The sequence below is a fragment of the Streptomyces sp. NPDC047043 genome, assembly GCF_040644055.1.
GTDB lineage: Bacteria > Actinomycetota > Actinomycetes > Streptomycetales > Streptomycetaceae > Streptomyces.
In genome coordinates, this window is the sequence record NZ_JBEYVO010000078.1 from 1 (window position 1) to 14,252 (window position 14,252).

Genomic DNA, 14,252 nt, shown 5'->3' on the forward strand with positions numbered 1-14,252 from the left:
CCTACCTGCGCCCCCCCAGGGGCCCCCCCACCACGGCGTCGCGTGCACATGTATGAGGGTCCCCGGGCGTGACGGGACCTTGCCGCTCCCAGGAAGTCCCCCGGCGCTCCTACCGGGAAGTCCCCTCCCCCGCTGTCGCGGCGGGCGTGCGGTCGAAGCCGCACAGCAGGCGCAACATTCGCGCGCCGCCCTCGGGCTGCTCATCGCCCGACCACGCGACGTGCATGTCCGGACGCACCAGCACCAGTCGCCGTTCGTACACGGCCCCGGCCTCGTCGGGCAGGTCGAGCACGGTGAGAGGGATCCCGGCGTCCCTGGCCGCCTCCACCAGCCCGGCCGCTTGCGGTGCGCCGGCGCCGACCCGCAGCAGGGTCAGGCCCTGGCCCAGCCGGTCGAAGACCGCGTCGCCCTCGGCGAGCCAGAAGTGCGGCAACCGGACCCCCGGCAGCACGCTGGGCACGTAGCTGCCCATACCGCCCTCCCCCTCCGGCGGCTCCGCGTCCGTGCCGGCGGCCAGGCCCGGCGAGCCGGCGTACCGCGTGCCGAGCTGGATGCCGAGGCTGTGCCACTGGGCCCGGTCGACCTCGTGCAGCCGCGCACCGACCCGCGTGCGCAGCTCCGCCCCCTCCTCGGTGTCCTCGTGAAGCCGCGGATCGGCCAGGGCGTCCTCGATGTAGCCGCCGATGGAGGCCGCGGCGCGTGACGTCGACTCGCCGACCGACCGTCGCTCCAGGGCGTAGTCGTCGAGGAGGTCCGGGGTCCCCCAGCCCGCGTGGAGCGCGGCGAGCCGCCAGCTCAGGGCCACGGCGTCGGCGATCCCGGCGTTCATCCCGAAGCCGCCGAGGTTGACCCAGATGTGGGCGGCGTCGCCGGCGAGCAGTACCCGGCCCCGGCGGAACGTGTCGGCGACCATCCGGCGCGGAGTCCAGCGCACCACGTCGATGATCTCGTAGGGGAAGTCGCGGCCGACGGCCTCGCGCAGGGCGAGGTGCGGATCGGCGCTTTCGAGGTCCTGCCCCTCCCGCACCCGGGCGTGGCACAGATACTGGGAGTGCCCGTCGAGCTGCATGAAGGCTCCGTGGTGGTGCTCACCGTGCCACCAGTACCACCACCCCGGGCGGGGTCCGGGGATCTCCAGCTTCTCGCTGCGGAAGTGGATCGACATCCGGCGGTCGCCCACCCTCGGGTCGCCCACGAACCTGGCGCCCACGGCCCGGCGCACCTCGCTGGCCCCGCCGTCGCAGCCGATCACGTATCCGGCGCGGTAGCTCACGGGCCGCCCAGTGGCCACCTCGGTCCCGTGCACCGTGACCGAGTCCTCGTCCTGGGTGAGCCCCTCGACCCGGACGCCCCGCCGGACGGTGACGCTCGCGTAGCGTCGCAGTTCCTGTTCGAGGATCGGCTCCAGATAGATCTGCGAGATCCGGTGCTGGAGTTCGGGCGTCGGCCACTCGGCCGCCTCGGGAGCGGAGCCGGCGAACACCTCGTCGGAGGAGGAGAGCCGGAAGCGGGTCAGCTCGTATCCGGTGATGCTCGTGGTGTAGACGGCGTCGGTGGCCTGGTCGCCGGGCAGCCCGGCACGCCGGATCCGGTCGGCCAGCCCCCAGCGGCGGAAGTACTCCATCGAGCGGGCGTTGGTGGTGTTGCAGCGCGGGTTGGCCGTGGTGTGGGTGCTCTGTTCGAGCAGGATCACGGGAATGCCGCGCCAGCCGAGGTCGAGCGCCAGACTCATGCCGACCGGGCCGCCACCGACGATGACATAGGGCGCGTCCAAACCGGCGGAGGTCGTCGCGGCGCTGCCGGCGGGGTGGTCGGCCTGCGCGGGGCGCGCCGTCGAGGGCGAGTTCCGCGGGGCGCTCATGACTCCGCCGCCGAGGTGCGCAGGGACCGGCATGCCGCGGTGCGCGCGAACAGGTTTCCAGTGGGTCGGGCGGCCCGGTGCCGCCCGCGCGGGGTGAGTCGTCGCCCCCGACCCCGCAACGCCGGCGGTGAGGCTTCGCCCGAGGTCTCGCACGAGAGGGGCCACGCTCGCGGGCCCCGCCGGTTCTGGGACAAGGATGCTCGAACTGTTTGACAGGCCATGACTCCGAAGATAGCTTAGCGAACATATTTCGTATAGCGAAACGAGGTGCATTGTGGTCGATCAGATCCGCGTGGCGGTGGTCGGAGGGGGGATCGGAGGACTGGCCGCGGCCGGGGCCCTGCTGCACCGTGGCGTCGACGTCCACGTGTACGAGCAGGCACCCGAGCTCGGCGAGGTGGGCGCGGGTGTCCTGGTCACCCCCAACAGCCTCCGGCTGCTGGAGCGCATCGGCCTCGCCGAAGAGCTGGCCCGGGTGGGCGGGCCCGTCGGAGAGGGGTCCACCTACTATCGGCACGACGGTCAACCGGTCTCCCGGATCCTCACCGCCGACTCCAATGGCTGGAACGGCATGTACGGCATGCACCGCGCCGATCTGCTCGGGGTGCTGGCCGACGCGCTCCCCACAGAGCGGATACACACCGGTCACCAGTGTGTCGACTTCCGCCAGGACGCCGACGGCTGCACGGTGATCTTCGCGAACGGCGAGGAGGTCCGCGCCGACGTCGTCATCGCCGCCGACGGCATCAACTCCACGCTGCGCCTGCACGTGGTGCCCCCCGTGGAGGTCATCGACTCCGGATCCGTCGCCTACCGCGGTCTCGTGCCCGCCAAGGCGGTCCCGTCCTGGCGGCCGGGCGTCTCACAGCTGTGGATGGGCGAACAGAAGCACTTCCTGACCTATCCGCTGCGCCGCGGCGAGCTGATCACCTACATCGCCTTCGTGCCGTCGCAGCGGCGGGCCGCGGAGTCCTGGTCGGCGCCGGGGGACGCCGACGAGCTGCGTGCCGCGTTCGCGGGCTGGGACGAGCCCGTCACCACCCTGCTCGACGCGGTCGAGACCACCTACTGGTGGGGGCTCTACGACCGGATGCCCCTGGACCGGTGGACCTCCGGCCGCCTCACCCTGCTCGGCGACGCGGCGCATCCGATGCTTCCGCACCTCGGCCAGGGCGCCAACCAGGCGATCGAGGACGGCTTCGCCCTGGCCGCCCACCTCGCGACCGCCGCCGACATCTCCTCCGCCCTGCGGGCCTACGAGGCCCAGCGCCGCCCGCGCACCAGCCGGGTGCAGCACGAGGCGCGGCTCAACGGCCGGCGCTACGACTCCCACTTCGACGACCTCGAAGAGCGGGACAGTCAGATCACCAACACCGTCGACCTGCGACTCTGGTTGTACGACCACGACGCCGAGCTCGAAGCCCTGGGCAAGGCGTCCTCCGCCGTTCAGGCCGGCTGAAGCCAGGAAGGAGCCACAGCATGCGCATCCAACTCGACGACATCACCGGGGTACTGGCGATCATGCCGACCCCGGCGACCCCGGACGCGTCGGATCCCTCCATACTCGACACCGTCGACCACGAGGAGTCTCGCCGGGCCGTCGACGCCCTGATCGCCGACGGGGTCGACGCCGTGATGATCACCGGCACCTTCGGCGAGTGTGCCACGCTCACCTGGGACGAGCACCGGTCCTTCGTGACCACGGTGGTCGAGCAGGCGGCCGGCCGGGTGCCGGTGTTCGCCGGCGCGACCACGCTCAACACCCGCGACACCATCGCGCGGGCCAGGGTCTTCGCCGACATCGGCGTCTCGGGGCTGTTGCTGGGACGTCCCATGTGGTCGCCCTGCGACGACTCCGCTGTGGTCGGGTTCTACCGTGACGTGGCGGCCGCCGTCCCCGACCTCGGCATCGTCGTGTACGACAACCCGGTGTCCTTCGGCGGCAAGATCTCCCCGAAGGCCTACGCCCAGCTCGCCGCCATCCCGCAGGTGATCGCCGCGAAGTACCCCGTCCTCGGCCCGTCCTTCCTCGCCGATCTCGACGCCGTGGCGGGCCGGATGCGGCTGCTCCCCGTCGAGCGGGACTGGTACTACACCTGGCGCTGGGCGCCGGACGCGATGACGGCGTGCTGGAGCGGCAGCGCCTCCTGCGGTCCGGCCCCCGCGGTCGCCCTGCGGGACGCCATCCGCGAGGGACGCGCCGAAGACGCCGAGGCCATCGCCCGTGGCTACCGCCATGCCGCGCAGACCTTCTTCCCCCAGGGCAGCTTCGAGTTGTTCTCCAAGTACAACGTGCAGCTGGAGAAGATCCGGATCGACGAGGCGGGCTACCTGCACGCGGGGCCGAGCCGGCCGCCGTACGTGGAGTGCCCCGAGGCGTACGCCGAGGGGGCCCGCGAGTCCGGCCGGCGACTGGCCGAGCTGCACCGCACGTACGCCGCCGTCCCCACCGCCGCGCGATGACGGCCACAGCGCAGGAGAGCGTGGGGACACTGCTCCATCTCGTCGGCGGGTCGCACGAGGAGGGGCGCGGCAGCTTCGAGGTGCGCGATCCCGGCCGCCCCGGCGATGTGGTCGCCGTGGTCGCCGACGGTGGCGCGGCGGAGGTGGACCGGGCCGTCGCCGCGGCCCGCGCCGCGGGTCCCGGCTGGGCCGCCACCGCCGTCGCCGAGCGGATCGCCCGGATCGCGGCCGGGCTGGAGACGGTGGCCGCCGCCGGCGACGACCTGGCGGAGACCCTGGCCCGCGAGAACGGCGCCCTGCGGCGCGAGGCCAGGCTGGACATCGACCGCAGCATCGCCCTGTTCCGCAGCATGCTCGACCTGGCCCCGGCCCACCTCGAACCCGTCGTGCTCGACAGCCCGGCCGACCGGGTGACCATCCACAAGAAGCCGGTCGGCGTGGTGGGCGTCGTGGTGCCCTGGAACTCCCCCATGGTGCTCGCCGCGAGCAAGGTCGCTCCAGCCCTGGTCACCGGCAGCACCGTGGTGGTCAAACCGTCCCCGGAGGCGCCGGTGGCGCTGACCCGCGCGCTGGCGCTGCTGGCCCGAGCCCTGCCCGACGGCGTCCTCAACGTGGTCAACAGCACCCGCGACGCAGGCCCTGCGCTGACCGCCCACCCGGATGTCCGCAAGATCTCCTTCACGGGCAGCACCCAGGTCGGCCGGCAGGTCATGGCCGGCGCGGCGGGCACCCTGAAGCGGATCAGTCTGGAACTGGGGGGCAACGACCCGGCGGTGCTGCTCGACGACATCGACGTCGAGTCCGTGGTCGGACCACTGGCCGCGGGCGCGTTCACCCGCGCCGGGCAGATCTGCTTCGGGGTGAAACGGGTCTACGTCGCCCGCTCACGGTACGACGAGCTCGTCGAGGCGCTGCGCGCGCACCTGGCCGGCTTCACCGTCGGTCACGGCCTCACCGACGAGGTGTCCTTCGGCCCCGTCATCAACCAGGCCCAGGTCGTCCGGCTGCGGGAACTGGTGGACCGTACCCGCGCGAGCGGGGCGAGCGTGACCGAGCTGGGGTCGCTCACCGACGAGGCGGCCACGAGCGGCGGCGCCTACCTCCTGCCGACCCTGGTGACCGGCATCGGCCAGGACGCCGAACTGGTCGCCACCGAGCAGTTCGGACCGGTGCTCCCCGTACTCCCGTACGACACCGTGGACGAGGCGGTGGCGCTGGCCAACGACAGTGAGTTCGGGCTCGCGTCCTCGGTGTGGGCGACGGACGTCGAACGCGCCGCCGAGGTGGCGCTGCGGCTGGAGGCGGGATGCACCTTCGTCAACAGCCACAACCTGTGGTCGCTTTCGTTCGCGATGCCCTTCGGAGGCGTCAAGCAGAGCGGCATCGGCCGTGAGCGTACGGCCCTGGGGCTGCAGGAGTACGTGGAAGACCATGCGATCCGCTGGATCAAACCGAGCGGTTCCTGAGCCGAGAGACAGGAGACGAGGACGTGACGACAGACGACGAACTCGCCGAGTTCCGTCGGGGCATCGCCGAGCAGCGTGAGCCGCTGCCCCGCGGGAACAAGCAGGCTCGGATGGTCATCCGGGGGGCCGATCTGAAGTGGTACACCCCGCCCGGCCACAACCCGTCGCACCTCGCGCCGGTACTGGGCACCCCCATCCGCTCCTTCGAGCTGTTCATGCAGGAGCTGCCCCCGGGTATGGCCTCGGACATGCAGCAGCACCATCACGAGGCGGTGCACTGCATCCTCTCCGGCAGCGGGTACAGCGAGATCGGTGACCAGCGCTGGGAGTGGGAAGCGGGCGACTTCGTCTGTGTCCCACCGATGGAGTGGCACCGCCACTACAACGGCAGCGACGAACATCCGGTCCGGATGCTGCTGGTGGAGAACTCCCGCCTGCTGGACGCCCTGGGGCTGAACTACCGGACCTCGGAGGGTTTCATCACCTGGGCGGAGCTGGTGGAGCGACAGCGCGGCAACACGGATCAGCAGGAGGCCTGACGCCTCCCTCCGGATCCTGCGCCCGGCGGGGCGCGTCCACAGCGTTGCGTCGCCCCCGCCGGAAGCCCGAACGGTGTCTTGACGTCTCAAGTCATCCGTGATTAATCTGAAAAAACTTTCGGAATACGAAAAAAGGAGCCCGAGGTGAGTCAGACCACCGTCCAGAGCGGGGTCGAGACGGATCGCGCCTGGGTGTGCCTGTCGCACAGCCCCTTCATGACCCTTCCCGGCAACCAGGACGCGGGGCCCGAGTACCGGGCCGCCGTCGAGGACGTGAAGAAGTTCATCGCCGACTTCGCACCCGACCTGGTGGTGATGTTCGCGCCCGACCACATGAACATGCTCATGGAGGTCCGGCCCCCGTTCACCGGCGTCCTGTCCGGCTCGACCCTGCCCGAGTTCGACATCCCGAGGATGGAGCTCACCATCCATCCGCTCGCCGCCGAGGTCTACACCTCCGTCGTGCAGAGCGGCGTCGACCTCGCGGTCGGCGAGGGGGTCAGTGTCGACCACGGCACGGGGCTGACACTGCTGCAGCTCTTCGACGAGCCGGGCGCGGTGCCGCTGCTGCCCATCGTGGTGAACGCCATCGGTTTCCCGCTCTTCCCGGTCTCCCGGGCCGCTCGGCTCGGACAGGCCTTCGGACAGGCGCTCGCGGCACACGACGCACGCGTGCTCTACATCGGCACCGGTGGTCTGAGCCACCACCCGCCGTTCCCCGAGCCGCAGCCCGGCGCCCGGCGGTTCGACCCCGAGCAGCGCGCGGCCTCGCTGGCGACGGCCCTGGACTATCTCGATCCGGAGTGGGACCAGGCACTGCTGGCGGGCATGACGGAGGGACAGCAGGACCTGTTCGCCCGCGTCGAGCAGCCCGAGATCGACCCGCGAGGCGGCGGCGCCAACGAGATCCGCACCTGGGCCGCGGCCTGGGCGGCAGGCGGCTCCACCCCGGCCACCTACACCTCGTACGAACTGGTCGAGAAGTGGATCACCGGGATGGGCGTGGCCTTCGGATCGGGCCGCCGGCCCGTGAGCAGCTGAGGCAGGAAAGGTGCCCCCCATGAATTCCGTCGTCAACGAGCTCGGCAAGGACACCGTCGAGCACACGCTCGACCAGGTCGACCCGCGCGCCATGGCCCTGCAGTGGAGCATCGCGCAGTTCCTGTACCGCGAGGCCGACCTGCTCGACGAGCGCCGCTTCGACGAGTGGCTCACCCTGCTCCACGACGACGTCGAGTACCAGGTGCCGATCCGCCGCAACGTCCACTCCGGCGACCTCGCCCGCGAGAACACGAGGGGCGGCCGGGACGCGATGTGGTTCGACGACGACAAGCGCACCCTGACGATGCGGGTGACCCAGCTGAGCACCGGGGAGCACTGGGCCGAGGAGCCGGTCTCCCGGGTCTCGCACCTGGTCACCAACGTCCGCCCGGTCCTCGTGGCCGAGGACCGGGTCGAGGTCACCAGCCGTTTCGTGGTCCAGCGCAACCGCGTCGACACCGAGAGCGACCTGTTCGTCGGCCGGCGCCACGACACGCTCGTGCCCGCCGCGGGCTCGTGGCTGGTCCGCAAGCGGGTCGTGCTCGTCGACCAGAGCGTGCTCCTCGCCAAGAACCTGACGATCTTCCTGTAACGCATGCCGAGGCGCACCCGACGGGACGGGCCAGCGGCCGAGCAGAAATGAGAGCAACAACGATGACACCCGGTGAACGCAACGATCCTCTCGACCTCTCGACGCTGGTCGACGCCGAGCAGGGGATCATCAGCCGCAGGATCTTCGTCGACGACGACATCTTCAAGGCAGAGCTCGCCCAGCTGTTCCGGCGCGCCTGGCTGTTCGTCGGCCACGAGTCGCAGATCCCGGAGCCCGGGGACTTCTTCTCCTCCCGGATGGGCACCGACTCGGTACTGCTGACCCGGGACACGGAGGGCGAGGTGCACGTCCTCCTCAACTCCTGCCGGCACCGGGGCATGAAGGTGTGCCGCTACGACTCCGGCAACACCCTGGACTTCACCTGCCCGTACCACGGCTGGTCCTACTCGGTCGACGGCGAGCTGGTGGACACCCCGGGAGACCTGTTCGGAGTGCCGCACCTGCGCAACGCCTACGGCGGCAAGCTCCGCCGCGAGGACTGGGGGCTGGTGCGGCCGGGCCGGACCGTGAACTACCGCGGGCTGATCTTCGCCACCTGGGATCCCGACGCCCCCTCCTTCGAGGACTACGTCGGCAGTTTCCGCTTCTGGCTCAACAACCTCGCCGACAGTCTCGGCGGAATCGAGGCCGGCGCCGAGACGATCGTCGGCGTGCAGAAATGGCGCGTGCCCGCCAACTGGAAGTTCGTGGCGGAGAACTTCCTCGGCGACTCGTACCACGCCGACACCACCCACGCCAGCGTCGAGTCGGTCGGCATCGGTCCCGCGGGGGCCGGCGGCACCCGGCACGGCACGGGGCCGGGCGCACTGGCCGCCCGCCGGGCCACGTTCCAGCGCTCGGTCACCTGGCCCGACCTCGGCCACGGCGCCTGCGACTCGCCCGACGAGGACCGGCCCTCGCCGACGTTCGCCGACCACCCCGAGCTCACCGACTACTTCGCCGAGCTCTCCCGCGCGCGCCGCGAGACCAGGCTCGCCGCCGGGCACCCGGTCGGTGCGAACGGTCCCGCCACCATGTTCCCGAACATGTCCCTGCACGCGCTGGGCTTCCCCAAGACCATCATGGTCGCCCACCCGATCTCCGCCCACGAGACCGAGATCTGGCGGTGGTACGTCGTCGACAAGGACGCCCGCGACGACGCCCGCGAGTGGCTGCGCCACTACTACCTGCGCTACTCCGGCCCGGGCGGGCTGACCGAGCAGGACGACCTGGAGAACTGGGACTACGCCACACAGGCCAGCCGCGGCACCCGCGCGAGCGAGCTGCCCTACAACTACGCCCAGGGCCTGGGCATGACCCGGCCCGCCTCCGTGGAGGGGGCGCTGGAGTCGACCCACTGGTCGACCGAGGAGAACGCGCGCAACTTCTACGCCCGTTGGGCCCGCGTGGTCCAGGGCGAGAGCTGGGAGTCCCTGATGAAGCCGGCCGGCACGCGCCACCAGACCGAGGTGAACCATGGCTGAGATCCGACGCACCGCGATCGTCACGGGTGCCGGCTCCGGCATCGGGGCCGCCGTGGCGACCCGTCTGACCGCCGCCGGCTACGAGGTGGTCGCCGTCGACAGGTCCTTCCCGGAAGCCACGTCCGGAAAGGCCCAGCACCGTGTGGCGGGTGACATCGCCGACCCGGACACCGCCGGGGCGGCCCTGGACCGGGTGAGTGGTCCGCTGGACGTGCTCGTCAACGCGGCGGCCATCCGTCCGACCGGTCCGGCCACCCAGGTCTCCGACGACGACTGGCGGCGCACCTTCGAGGTGAACGTCGTGGGGTCGGCGTCGTTGGTGAGGGCCGCCGCGCAGCGGTTGCGCGACGACCACGCCTCCATCGTCAATGTCGCCTCCGGGGCGGCGTTCGGAAAGCCGAGCCTCGGCGCCTACGGGGCGACCAAGGCCGCGCTCGTGAGCTGGTCACGCACCCTCGCCACCGAGCTGGCGCCGCGCGGCATCCGGGTCAACGTGGTAGTGCCCGGCGCCACCGAGACGGGGATGCTGGTCGAGGCGAGAGCCACCGGGACCGGCACCGACAGCGCTCGGGCCGCGCGCAACCTGGGCGGCGTGGTGCTGGACCCGGACACGGTGGCGGCGGCCGTCGAAGGTGTCATCGGTCTGCCCGCGGTCACCGGAGCCATCATCCCGATCGGCCTGCTGCCATGGGTGTGGTGAGGGTGCCCGAGCAGGTGGTGGTGGTCGGCGCCTCGCTGGCCGGCGTCCGAGCCGTACAGGCCCTGCGCGAAGAAGGTCACACCGGGCGGATCGTGCTCGTGGGCGAGGAGCCGCATCTCCCCTACGACCGGCCGCCGTTGTCGAAGCGGATGCTCACGGAGAACTGGCCGGTCCAGCAGATCGCCCTGCTCGACCAGGAGGAGTGGGACGAACTCGAGGTCGACGTCCGGCTCGGGAGCAGAGCCGTGGGGCTCGACGTGTCCGCCCACGAGGTGCGTCTCGCCGACGGCGAGATCGTCGCCTACGACGGGCTGGTCATCGCCACCGGAGCCGGTGCGCGGACACTTCCGGGGACGCCCGTGCCGGCCCCTGGCGTGCACACGCTGCGCTCCCGCGACGACGCCCTCCGGCTGCGCACGGCGCTGCGCGGGTCCCGGAGCCTGGGCGTGATCGGTGGAGGCTTCATCGGCTCCGAGGTCGCCTACGGCGCGAGCGGTCTGGGCCTGGAGGTCACGGTGCTCGAACGGGGGGCCGGGCCGATGGCCGAGGTGCTCGGCCCGGACGTGGCGGAGGGCCTGGCGAAACTGCAGGCCGCCTACGGGATCGACCTGCGGACCGGCGTCGAGGTGACCAGGCTGGTGCCGCGCGACGCCCCCGGCTCCCGGGTCGAGGTGCACACCGCCGACGGGAACGTCCTCACGTTCGACGAGGTCCTGGTCAGCATCGGTTCGCTGCCCCGCGTCGAGTGGCTGGAAGGCTCCTCGCTCCGGATCGACCACGGACTGCTGTGCGAACCCACCCTGTTCGCGGGTGACGACATCGTCGGCGCCGGGGACGTGGTACGCGTGGTGGACGCCGACGGCTCGGTCGGGCGCCGCGTCGAGCACTGGACCGACGCGTCCCAGCAGGGCGAGCTCGCCGCCGCCAACCTGCTGGCGGGCCGCGAGAAGGCCGAGCCCTACAGAGCACTGCCCTACGTATGGTCGGACCAGTTCGGGCTCCGGATCGAGGTCCTCGGCGATCCGGCCGGGGCGGACGAGGTGGTCGAGGTTCCGTCGGCCGTCGGCGGCACGGCCGCCGGGGGCGGGAGCGGCGACCCCCGCCTGTACCGCTACCACCGGCGCGACGAGACTGTCGCGTACGTCGGCATCGATGTGCCCAAGGAGATCCTGGCGCTGCGCCGGGCCGCCCCGACCCGCTCCGACCTGACGCGGGTCCCCCAGGAAGTCAAGAGCAAGAGGCAGAGGTGACCTCATGAAGATCGAAGCCGACCAGTCCGCCTGTATGGCCTACGGCAACTGCGTGGCCGTCGCCCCCGACGTCTACGACCTCCCGGACCAGGTGGTCGAGGTGATCCTGCCCGAGATCCCGCCGGAGCTGGAGGCGGCGGCCAGAAAGGGCGCCCGCCGGTGCCCGGCCAAGGCCCTGACGGTCCTGGACTGACTGACCCGGTCCCGGACTGACTGAGCGAGCCCGTACGCCTTGTCCCGGCTCTGGAAGGAGCCACGGACCGCGCGTCAGGCCCATACCGGGACGGTATCGGCCCCACCGAATGGGACTTGGACAGGGCGGCCCTCGCAGGGGTTGGCTGGTCGTACGACCTACCGGCTTCCGGGCGACTCGTCGTCGGGGCCTGCCCTCCCGGGCAACGGGGGCCCGAGTCGCCGCGCCCGTCCGGAAGCAGAAGCAGACCTGAGGTCGAGATCGTTTCCCCCCACACCCCTGGTCACCGCGAGCACGTGGTCGGCACCGGCGCAGCTGGTGCCGACAGGCAGGTGACCAGGCTGGTCCGGCCGCCTGATGCAGGAGACGGGCCACGGTGCGTCCGCGCTGCGGGACGGAGCCGATCGGACCCGGCGTGGACCGTGTCCGCGCCGAGCACGTCTCTTACGCACACCATGGAGGTAATCACACATGACCACCACACCCCAGTCCTCCGAACACGAGCCCACCACGGTACGGCCGCTGGTGTGGGACCCGGAGGAGATCCAGAAGCGGGTCTCGCTCATCGAGGCCGGAGACGGCGAGATCACTCTGGACGGCACGCTGCAGATGAAGCTGCTGGAGGCGGGTGACACCACCGCCGGAAGGCTGGCCGTGGGCATCGCGACCGTGCAGAAGGGCCGCAACTCGGGACTCCAGCACCGGCACCAGAAGCACGACGAGGGCTTCTACGTCCTGTCCGGCCGGGTGGAGTTCAGCGTCGAGAAGGAGACGCGGATCGTCGGCCCGGGCACTTTCATCATGGTCCCGCCCGGGGCACCGCACGGCTTCCACAACCCCTTCGACGAGGAGGCCGTGATGTTCTGCACCTTCTCGCCGAGCCTGTACGTCGGCCTGTTCCGGGAGATGGCCGAGATCATGCGCAAGGACCCCACGCAGCTGGGTCCGGTCGAGGAAGTGGCAAGGCGCTACTTCACCGAGTTCTCGGAGGAGTACGCGCGGCCTCCGATCGACTAGCGGCCGGCCGTCGCTGACGGCCGGAGCACCAGACACGGACCGCACCGACGCCGGCGGTGCGGTCCCGCCGGGACCGCGTGGGTCCGGGCACGCAGGACCGCGCCGGCATTCACTCAGGGACAAGGAAGTTTCTCGTGAAGAACCAGCTTCGTGTGGGAATAGTAGGCGGCTCGCTCGTCGGCATGACCGCGGCGGTCCTGCTGCAGCGCCAGGGACACGCCGTGACCGTGTTCGAACGATCCACGGGGACATTGGACGAACGGGGTGCGGGCCTCGGCCTTCCGCACACCTTCCTCGACGAGCTCACGGAACTCGGGCTGTTCGACCCCGAGGCGCGCGGGCTGCGCAGCTCGGTCCGTCGGGTGTTCTCCGTCAACTCCGGGGACCTGCCGCTGGGCAGGGTCGTCGGCACCCAGCCCATGATCGTCGAGATGCAGCACTGGGGTCTGGTCTACCGCCAGATCTCCTCCCGGGCCCAGGACGTGGACATCCGTCGGGGCACGACCGTGTCGAAGGTGGTCCCGGGCGAGCGGAGTTCCGCGGTCCACCTCCCCTCGGGCGCCGTCGAGGAGTTCGATCTCGTCGTCGGCGCGGACGGCTACCGATCCCGCGTCCGGTCCGACCTGTTCCCGGACGCACGGCCCACGTACAGCGGGTACCCGGTCTGGCGCGGTGTCGTGGACGAGGCCCGGATCTCCGACATCTCTCCGGTGGAGGACAGCTTCCAGAGCATCGGCACCAAGAACGGTGGCACGGCGATCTACCTGGTCCCCGGCCACAAGGGCGAGCACGCGAAGGGACTGCGCCGGCTCAACTGGGCCTGGTACGACGGCAACGCCCCGCTGGATGTGCTCGGCGCCGAGTACGACGACGAGGGCCGGGTCACGAGCCTCCAGGCCGTCAGCGCGGGCGAGAAGATGCCGGACGCCATGCAGGAGTACCTGCGCTCGGCAGCCGAGAGGTACCTTCCCCCGTGGCACCGCGACATCATCCTGAACACCCCCGACCCGGCCATGCAGGGCATCTGGGACCTGGAGCTGCCGCACTACGTGAACGGCACGGCCTGTCTGGCGGGCGACGCCGGCAGCATCGCCCGTCCGCACACGGCCAGCGGAGGCGTCAAGGGAATCACGGACGCGCTGGCGCTGGCCCGTCTGGTCGGGGCTTCCGACACCCTCGACGAGGCGCTCGCCGCCTACGACATCGAGCGACCCGCCGCCGGTGCCGCCCTGGTGAAGGTGGGTCAGGCCTTCGGCTCGCAGCAGGTCCTCGACGCGCCCGACTACAGCACCATGGACCAGAAGGGCTTCGAGGCCTGGATCGCCGAGGGCGCGAGCGCCATGCACTACGCCTTCCGGGAAGCGGCGAAGGCCTGACCGTCGAGGCCTTCGGCGAGCGTCGGGCAGCGACGGGGATCCGGCTTCGGTGTTCGCCGCCGCCCGGCCTCCACGCTGACCGACGGTCGCCGTACGGGGTGGTGCGCCCGGCTCAGGAGGGGAGTCGGGCGCACCACCCCGTATCCGTGAGCGCCCCCTGGTCCGGCCTCCTTCGGGGGCCGGGGCGGTGGTGTGTTTGGAGGGCGGGGCGGGGGGGGGGGGCCCACAGGAGGCCGGGCCGGAGGAGGGGGGAGGGGGGGGGGGCGGGGT

The 14,252-nt window shown here is 71.4% G+C and carries 13 protein-coding genes; 12 read left to right on the top strand and 1 reads right to left on the bottom strand.

The window, feature by feature from the left end; all coding sequences use genetic code 11:
- Nucleotides 1–109: 109 nt before the first annotated feature.
- Nucleotides 110–1,861, bottom strand: a complete 1,752-nt coding sequence (locus tag ABZ880_RS53995; protein ID WP_361279274.1) for an FAD-dependent monooxygenase — start codon at nucleotides 1,859–1,861, stop codon at nucleotides 110–112.
- Nucleotides 1,862–2,135: 274 nt separating this feature from the next.
- On the opposite strand from ABZ880_RS53995, the gene ABZ880_RS54000 reads away from it, so the two are divergent.
- The 12 genes from ABZ880_RS54000 to ABZ880_RS54055 all read left to right on the top strand — a co-directional run bounded on the left by ABZ880_RS54000 (nucleotide 2,136) and on the right by ABZ880_RS54055 (nucleotide 13,982).
- Nucleotides 2,136–3,320: an FAD-dependent monooxygenase gene (locus ABZ880_RS54000; protein ID WP_361279276.1), complete on the top strand. Its 1,185-nt coding sequence runs from the start codon at nucleotides 2,136–2,138 to the stop codon at nucleotides 3,318–3,320.
- 20 nt (nucleotides 3,321–3,340) lie between these two features.
- A complete protein-coding gene (locus tag ABZ880_RS54005) occupies nucleotides 3,341–4,324 on the top strand; it encodes a dihydrodipicolinate synthase family protein (RefSeq protein WP_361279279.1) in 984 nt (327 codons plus the stop codon).
- Nucleotides 4,321–5,790 (top strand): aldehyde dehydrogenase family protein, encoded by a 1,470-nt coding sequence (locus ABZ880_RS54010; protein WP_361279281.1) that lies wholly within the window; start codon nucleotides 4,321–4,323, stop codon nucleotides 5,788–5,790. Before ABZ880_RS54005 ends, ABZ880_RS54010 begins: the two co-directional genes overlap by 4 nt.
- A 23-nt stretch (nucleotides 5,791–5,813) precedes the next feature.
- A complete protein-coding gene (locus ABZ880_RS54015; RefSeq protein WP_361279285.1) occupies nucleotides 5,814–6,329 on the top strand; it encodes a cupin domain-containing protein in 516 nt (171 codons plus the stop codon).
- A gap of 144 nt (nucleotides 6,330–6,473) precedes the next feature.
- A complete protein-coding gene (locus tag ABZ880_RS54020) occupies nucleotides 6,474–7,370 on the top strand; it encodes a hypothetical protein (protein ID WP_361279287.1) in 897 nt (298 codons plus the stop codon).
- A 19-nt stretch (nucleotides 7,371–7,389) separates the two neighbouring features.
- Nucleotides 7,390–7,962 (top strand): 3-phenylpropionate/cinnamic acid dioxygenase subunit beta, encoded by a 573-nt coding sequence (locus ABZ880_RS54025; RefSeq protein WP_361279289.1) that lies wholly within the window; start codon nucleotides 7,390–7,392, stop codon nucleotides 7,960–7,962.
- Nucleotides 7,963–8,024: 62 nt separating this feature from the next.
- Complete coding sequence (locus ABZ880_RS54030) at nucleotides 8,025–9,446, top strand: SRPBCC family protein (protein WP_361279292.1); 1,422 nt, start codon at nucleotides 8,025–8,027, stop codon at nucleotides 9,444–9,446.
- Complete coding sequence (locus ABZ880_RS54035) at nucleotides 9,439–10,146, top strand: SDR family NAD(P)-dependent oxidoreductase (protein ID WP_361279294.1); 708 nt, start codon at nucleotides 9,439–9,441, stop codon at nucleotides 10,144–10,146. Before ABZ880_RS54030 ends, ABZ880_RS54035 begins: the two co-directional genes overlap by 8 nt.
- Nucleotides 10,134–11,396, top strand: coding sequence for an FAD-dependent oxidoreductase (locus ABZ880_RS54040; protein WP_361279296.1), 1,263 nt, complete (start codon nucleotides 10,134–10,136; stop codon nucleotides 11,394–11,396). The genes ABZ880_RS54035 and ABZ880_RS54040 overlap by 13 nt, the downstream gene beginning before the upstream one ends.
- Before the next feature lie 4 nt (nucleotides 11,397–11,400).
- A complete protein-coding gene (locus tag ABZ880_RS54045) occupies nucleotides 11,401–11,589 on the top strand; it encodes a ferredoxin (protein ID WP_361279298.1) in 189 nt (62 codons plus the stop codon).
- A 471-nt stretch (nucleotides 11,590–12,060) separates the two neighbouring features.
- Nucleotides 12,061–12,606: a cupin domain-containing protein gene (locus tag ABZ880_RS54050; RefSeq protein ID WP_361279300.1), complete on the top strand. Its 546-nt coding sequence runs from the start codon at nucleotides 12,061–12,063 to the stop codon at nucleotides 12,604–12,606.
- Between the two features lie 152 nt (nucleotides 12,607–12,758).
- Nucleotides 12,759–13,982, top strand: coding sequence for an FAD-dependent monooxygenase (locus ABZ880_RS54055; protein WP_361279302.1), 1,224 nt, complete (start codon nucleotides 12,759–12,761; stop codon nucleotides 13,980–13,982).
- Nucleotides 13,983–14,252: the final 270 nt, after the last annotated feature.

Bases quoted from the DNA above. Each gene is read 5' to 3' on its own strand.
- ABZ880_RS53995 (WP_361279274.1), bottom strand. From the start codon at position 1,861: ATGAGCGCCCCGCGGAACTCGCCCTCGACGGCGCGCCCCGCGCAGGCC.
- ABZ880_RS54005 (WP_361279279.1), top strand. From the start codon at position 3,341: ATGCGCATCCAACTCGACGACATCACCGGGGTACTGGCGATCATGCCG.
- ABZ880_RS54010 (WP_361279281.1), top strand. From the start codon at position 4,321: ATGACGGCCACAGCGCAGGAGAGCGTGGGGACACTGCTCCATCTCGTC.
- ABZ880_RS54025 (WP_361279289.1), top strand. From the start codon at position 7,390: ATGAATTCCGTCGTCAACGAGCTCGGCAAGGACACCGTCGAGCACACG.
- ABZ880_RS54030 (WP_361279292.1), top strand. From the start codon at position 8,025: ATGACACCCGGTGAACGCAACGATCCTCTCGACCTCTCGACGCTGGTC.
- ABZ880_RS54035 (WP_361279294.1), top strand. From the start codon at position 9,439: ATGGCTGAGATCCGACGCACCGCGATCGTCACGGGTGCCGGCTCCGGC.
- ABZ880_RS54040 (WP_361279296.1), top strand. From the start codon at position 10,134: ATGGGTGTGGTGAGGGTGCCCGAGCAGGTGGTGGTGGTCGGCGCCTCG.
- ABZ880_RS54045 (WP_361279298.1), top strand. From the start codon at position 11,401: ATGAAGATCGAAGCCGACCAGTCCGCCTGTATGGCCTACGGCAACTGC.
- ABZ880_RS54050 (WP_361279300.1), top strand. From the start codon at position 12,061: ATGACCACCACACCCCAGTCCTCCGAACACGAGCCCACCACGGTACGG.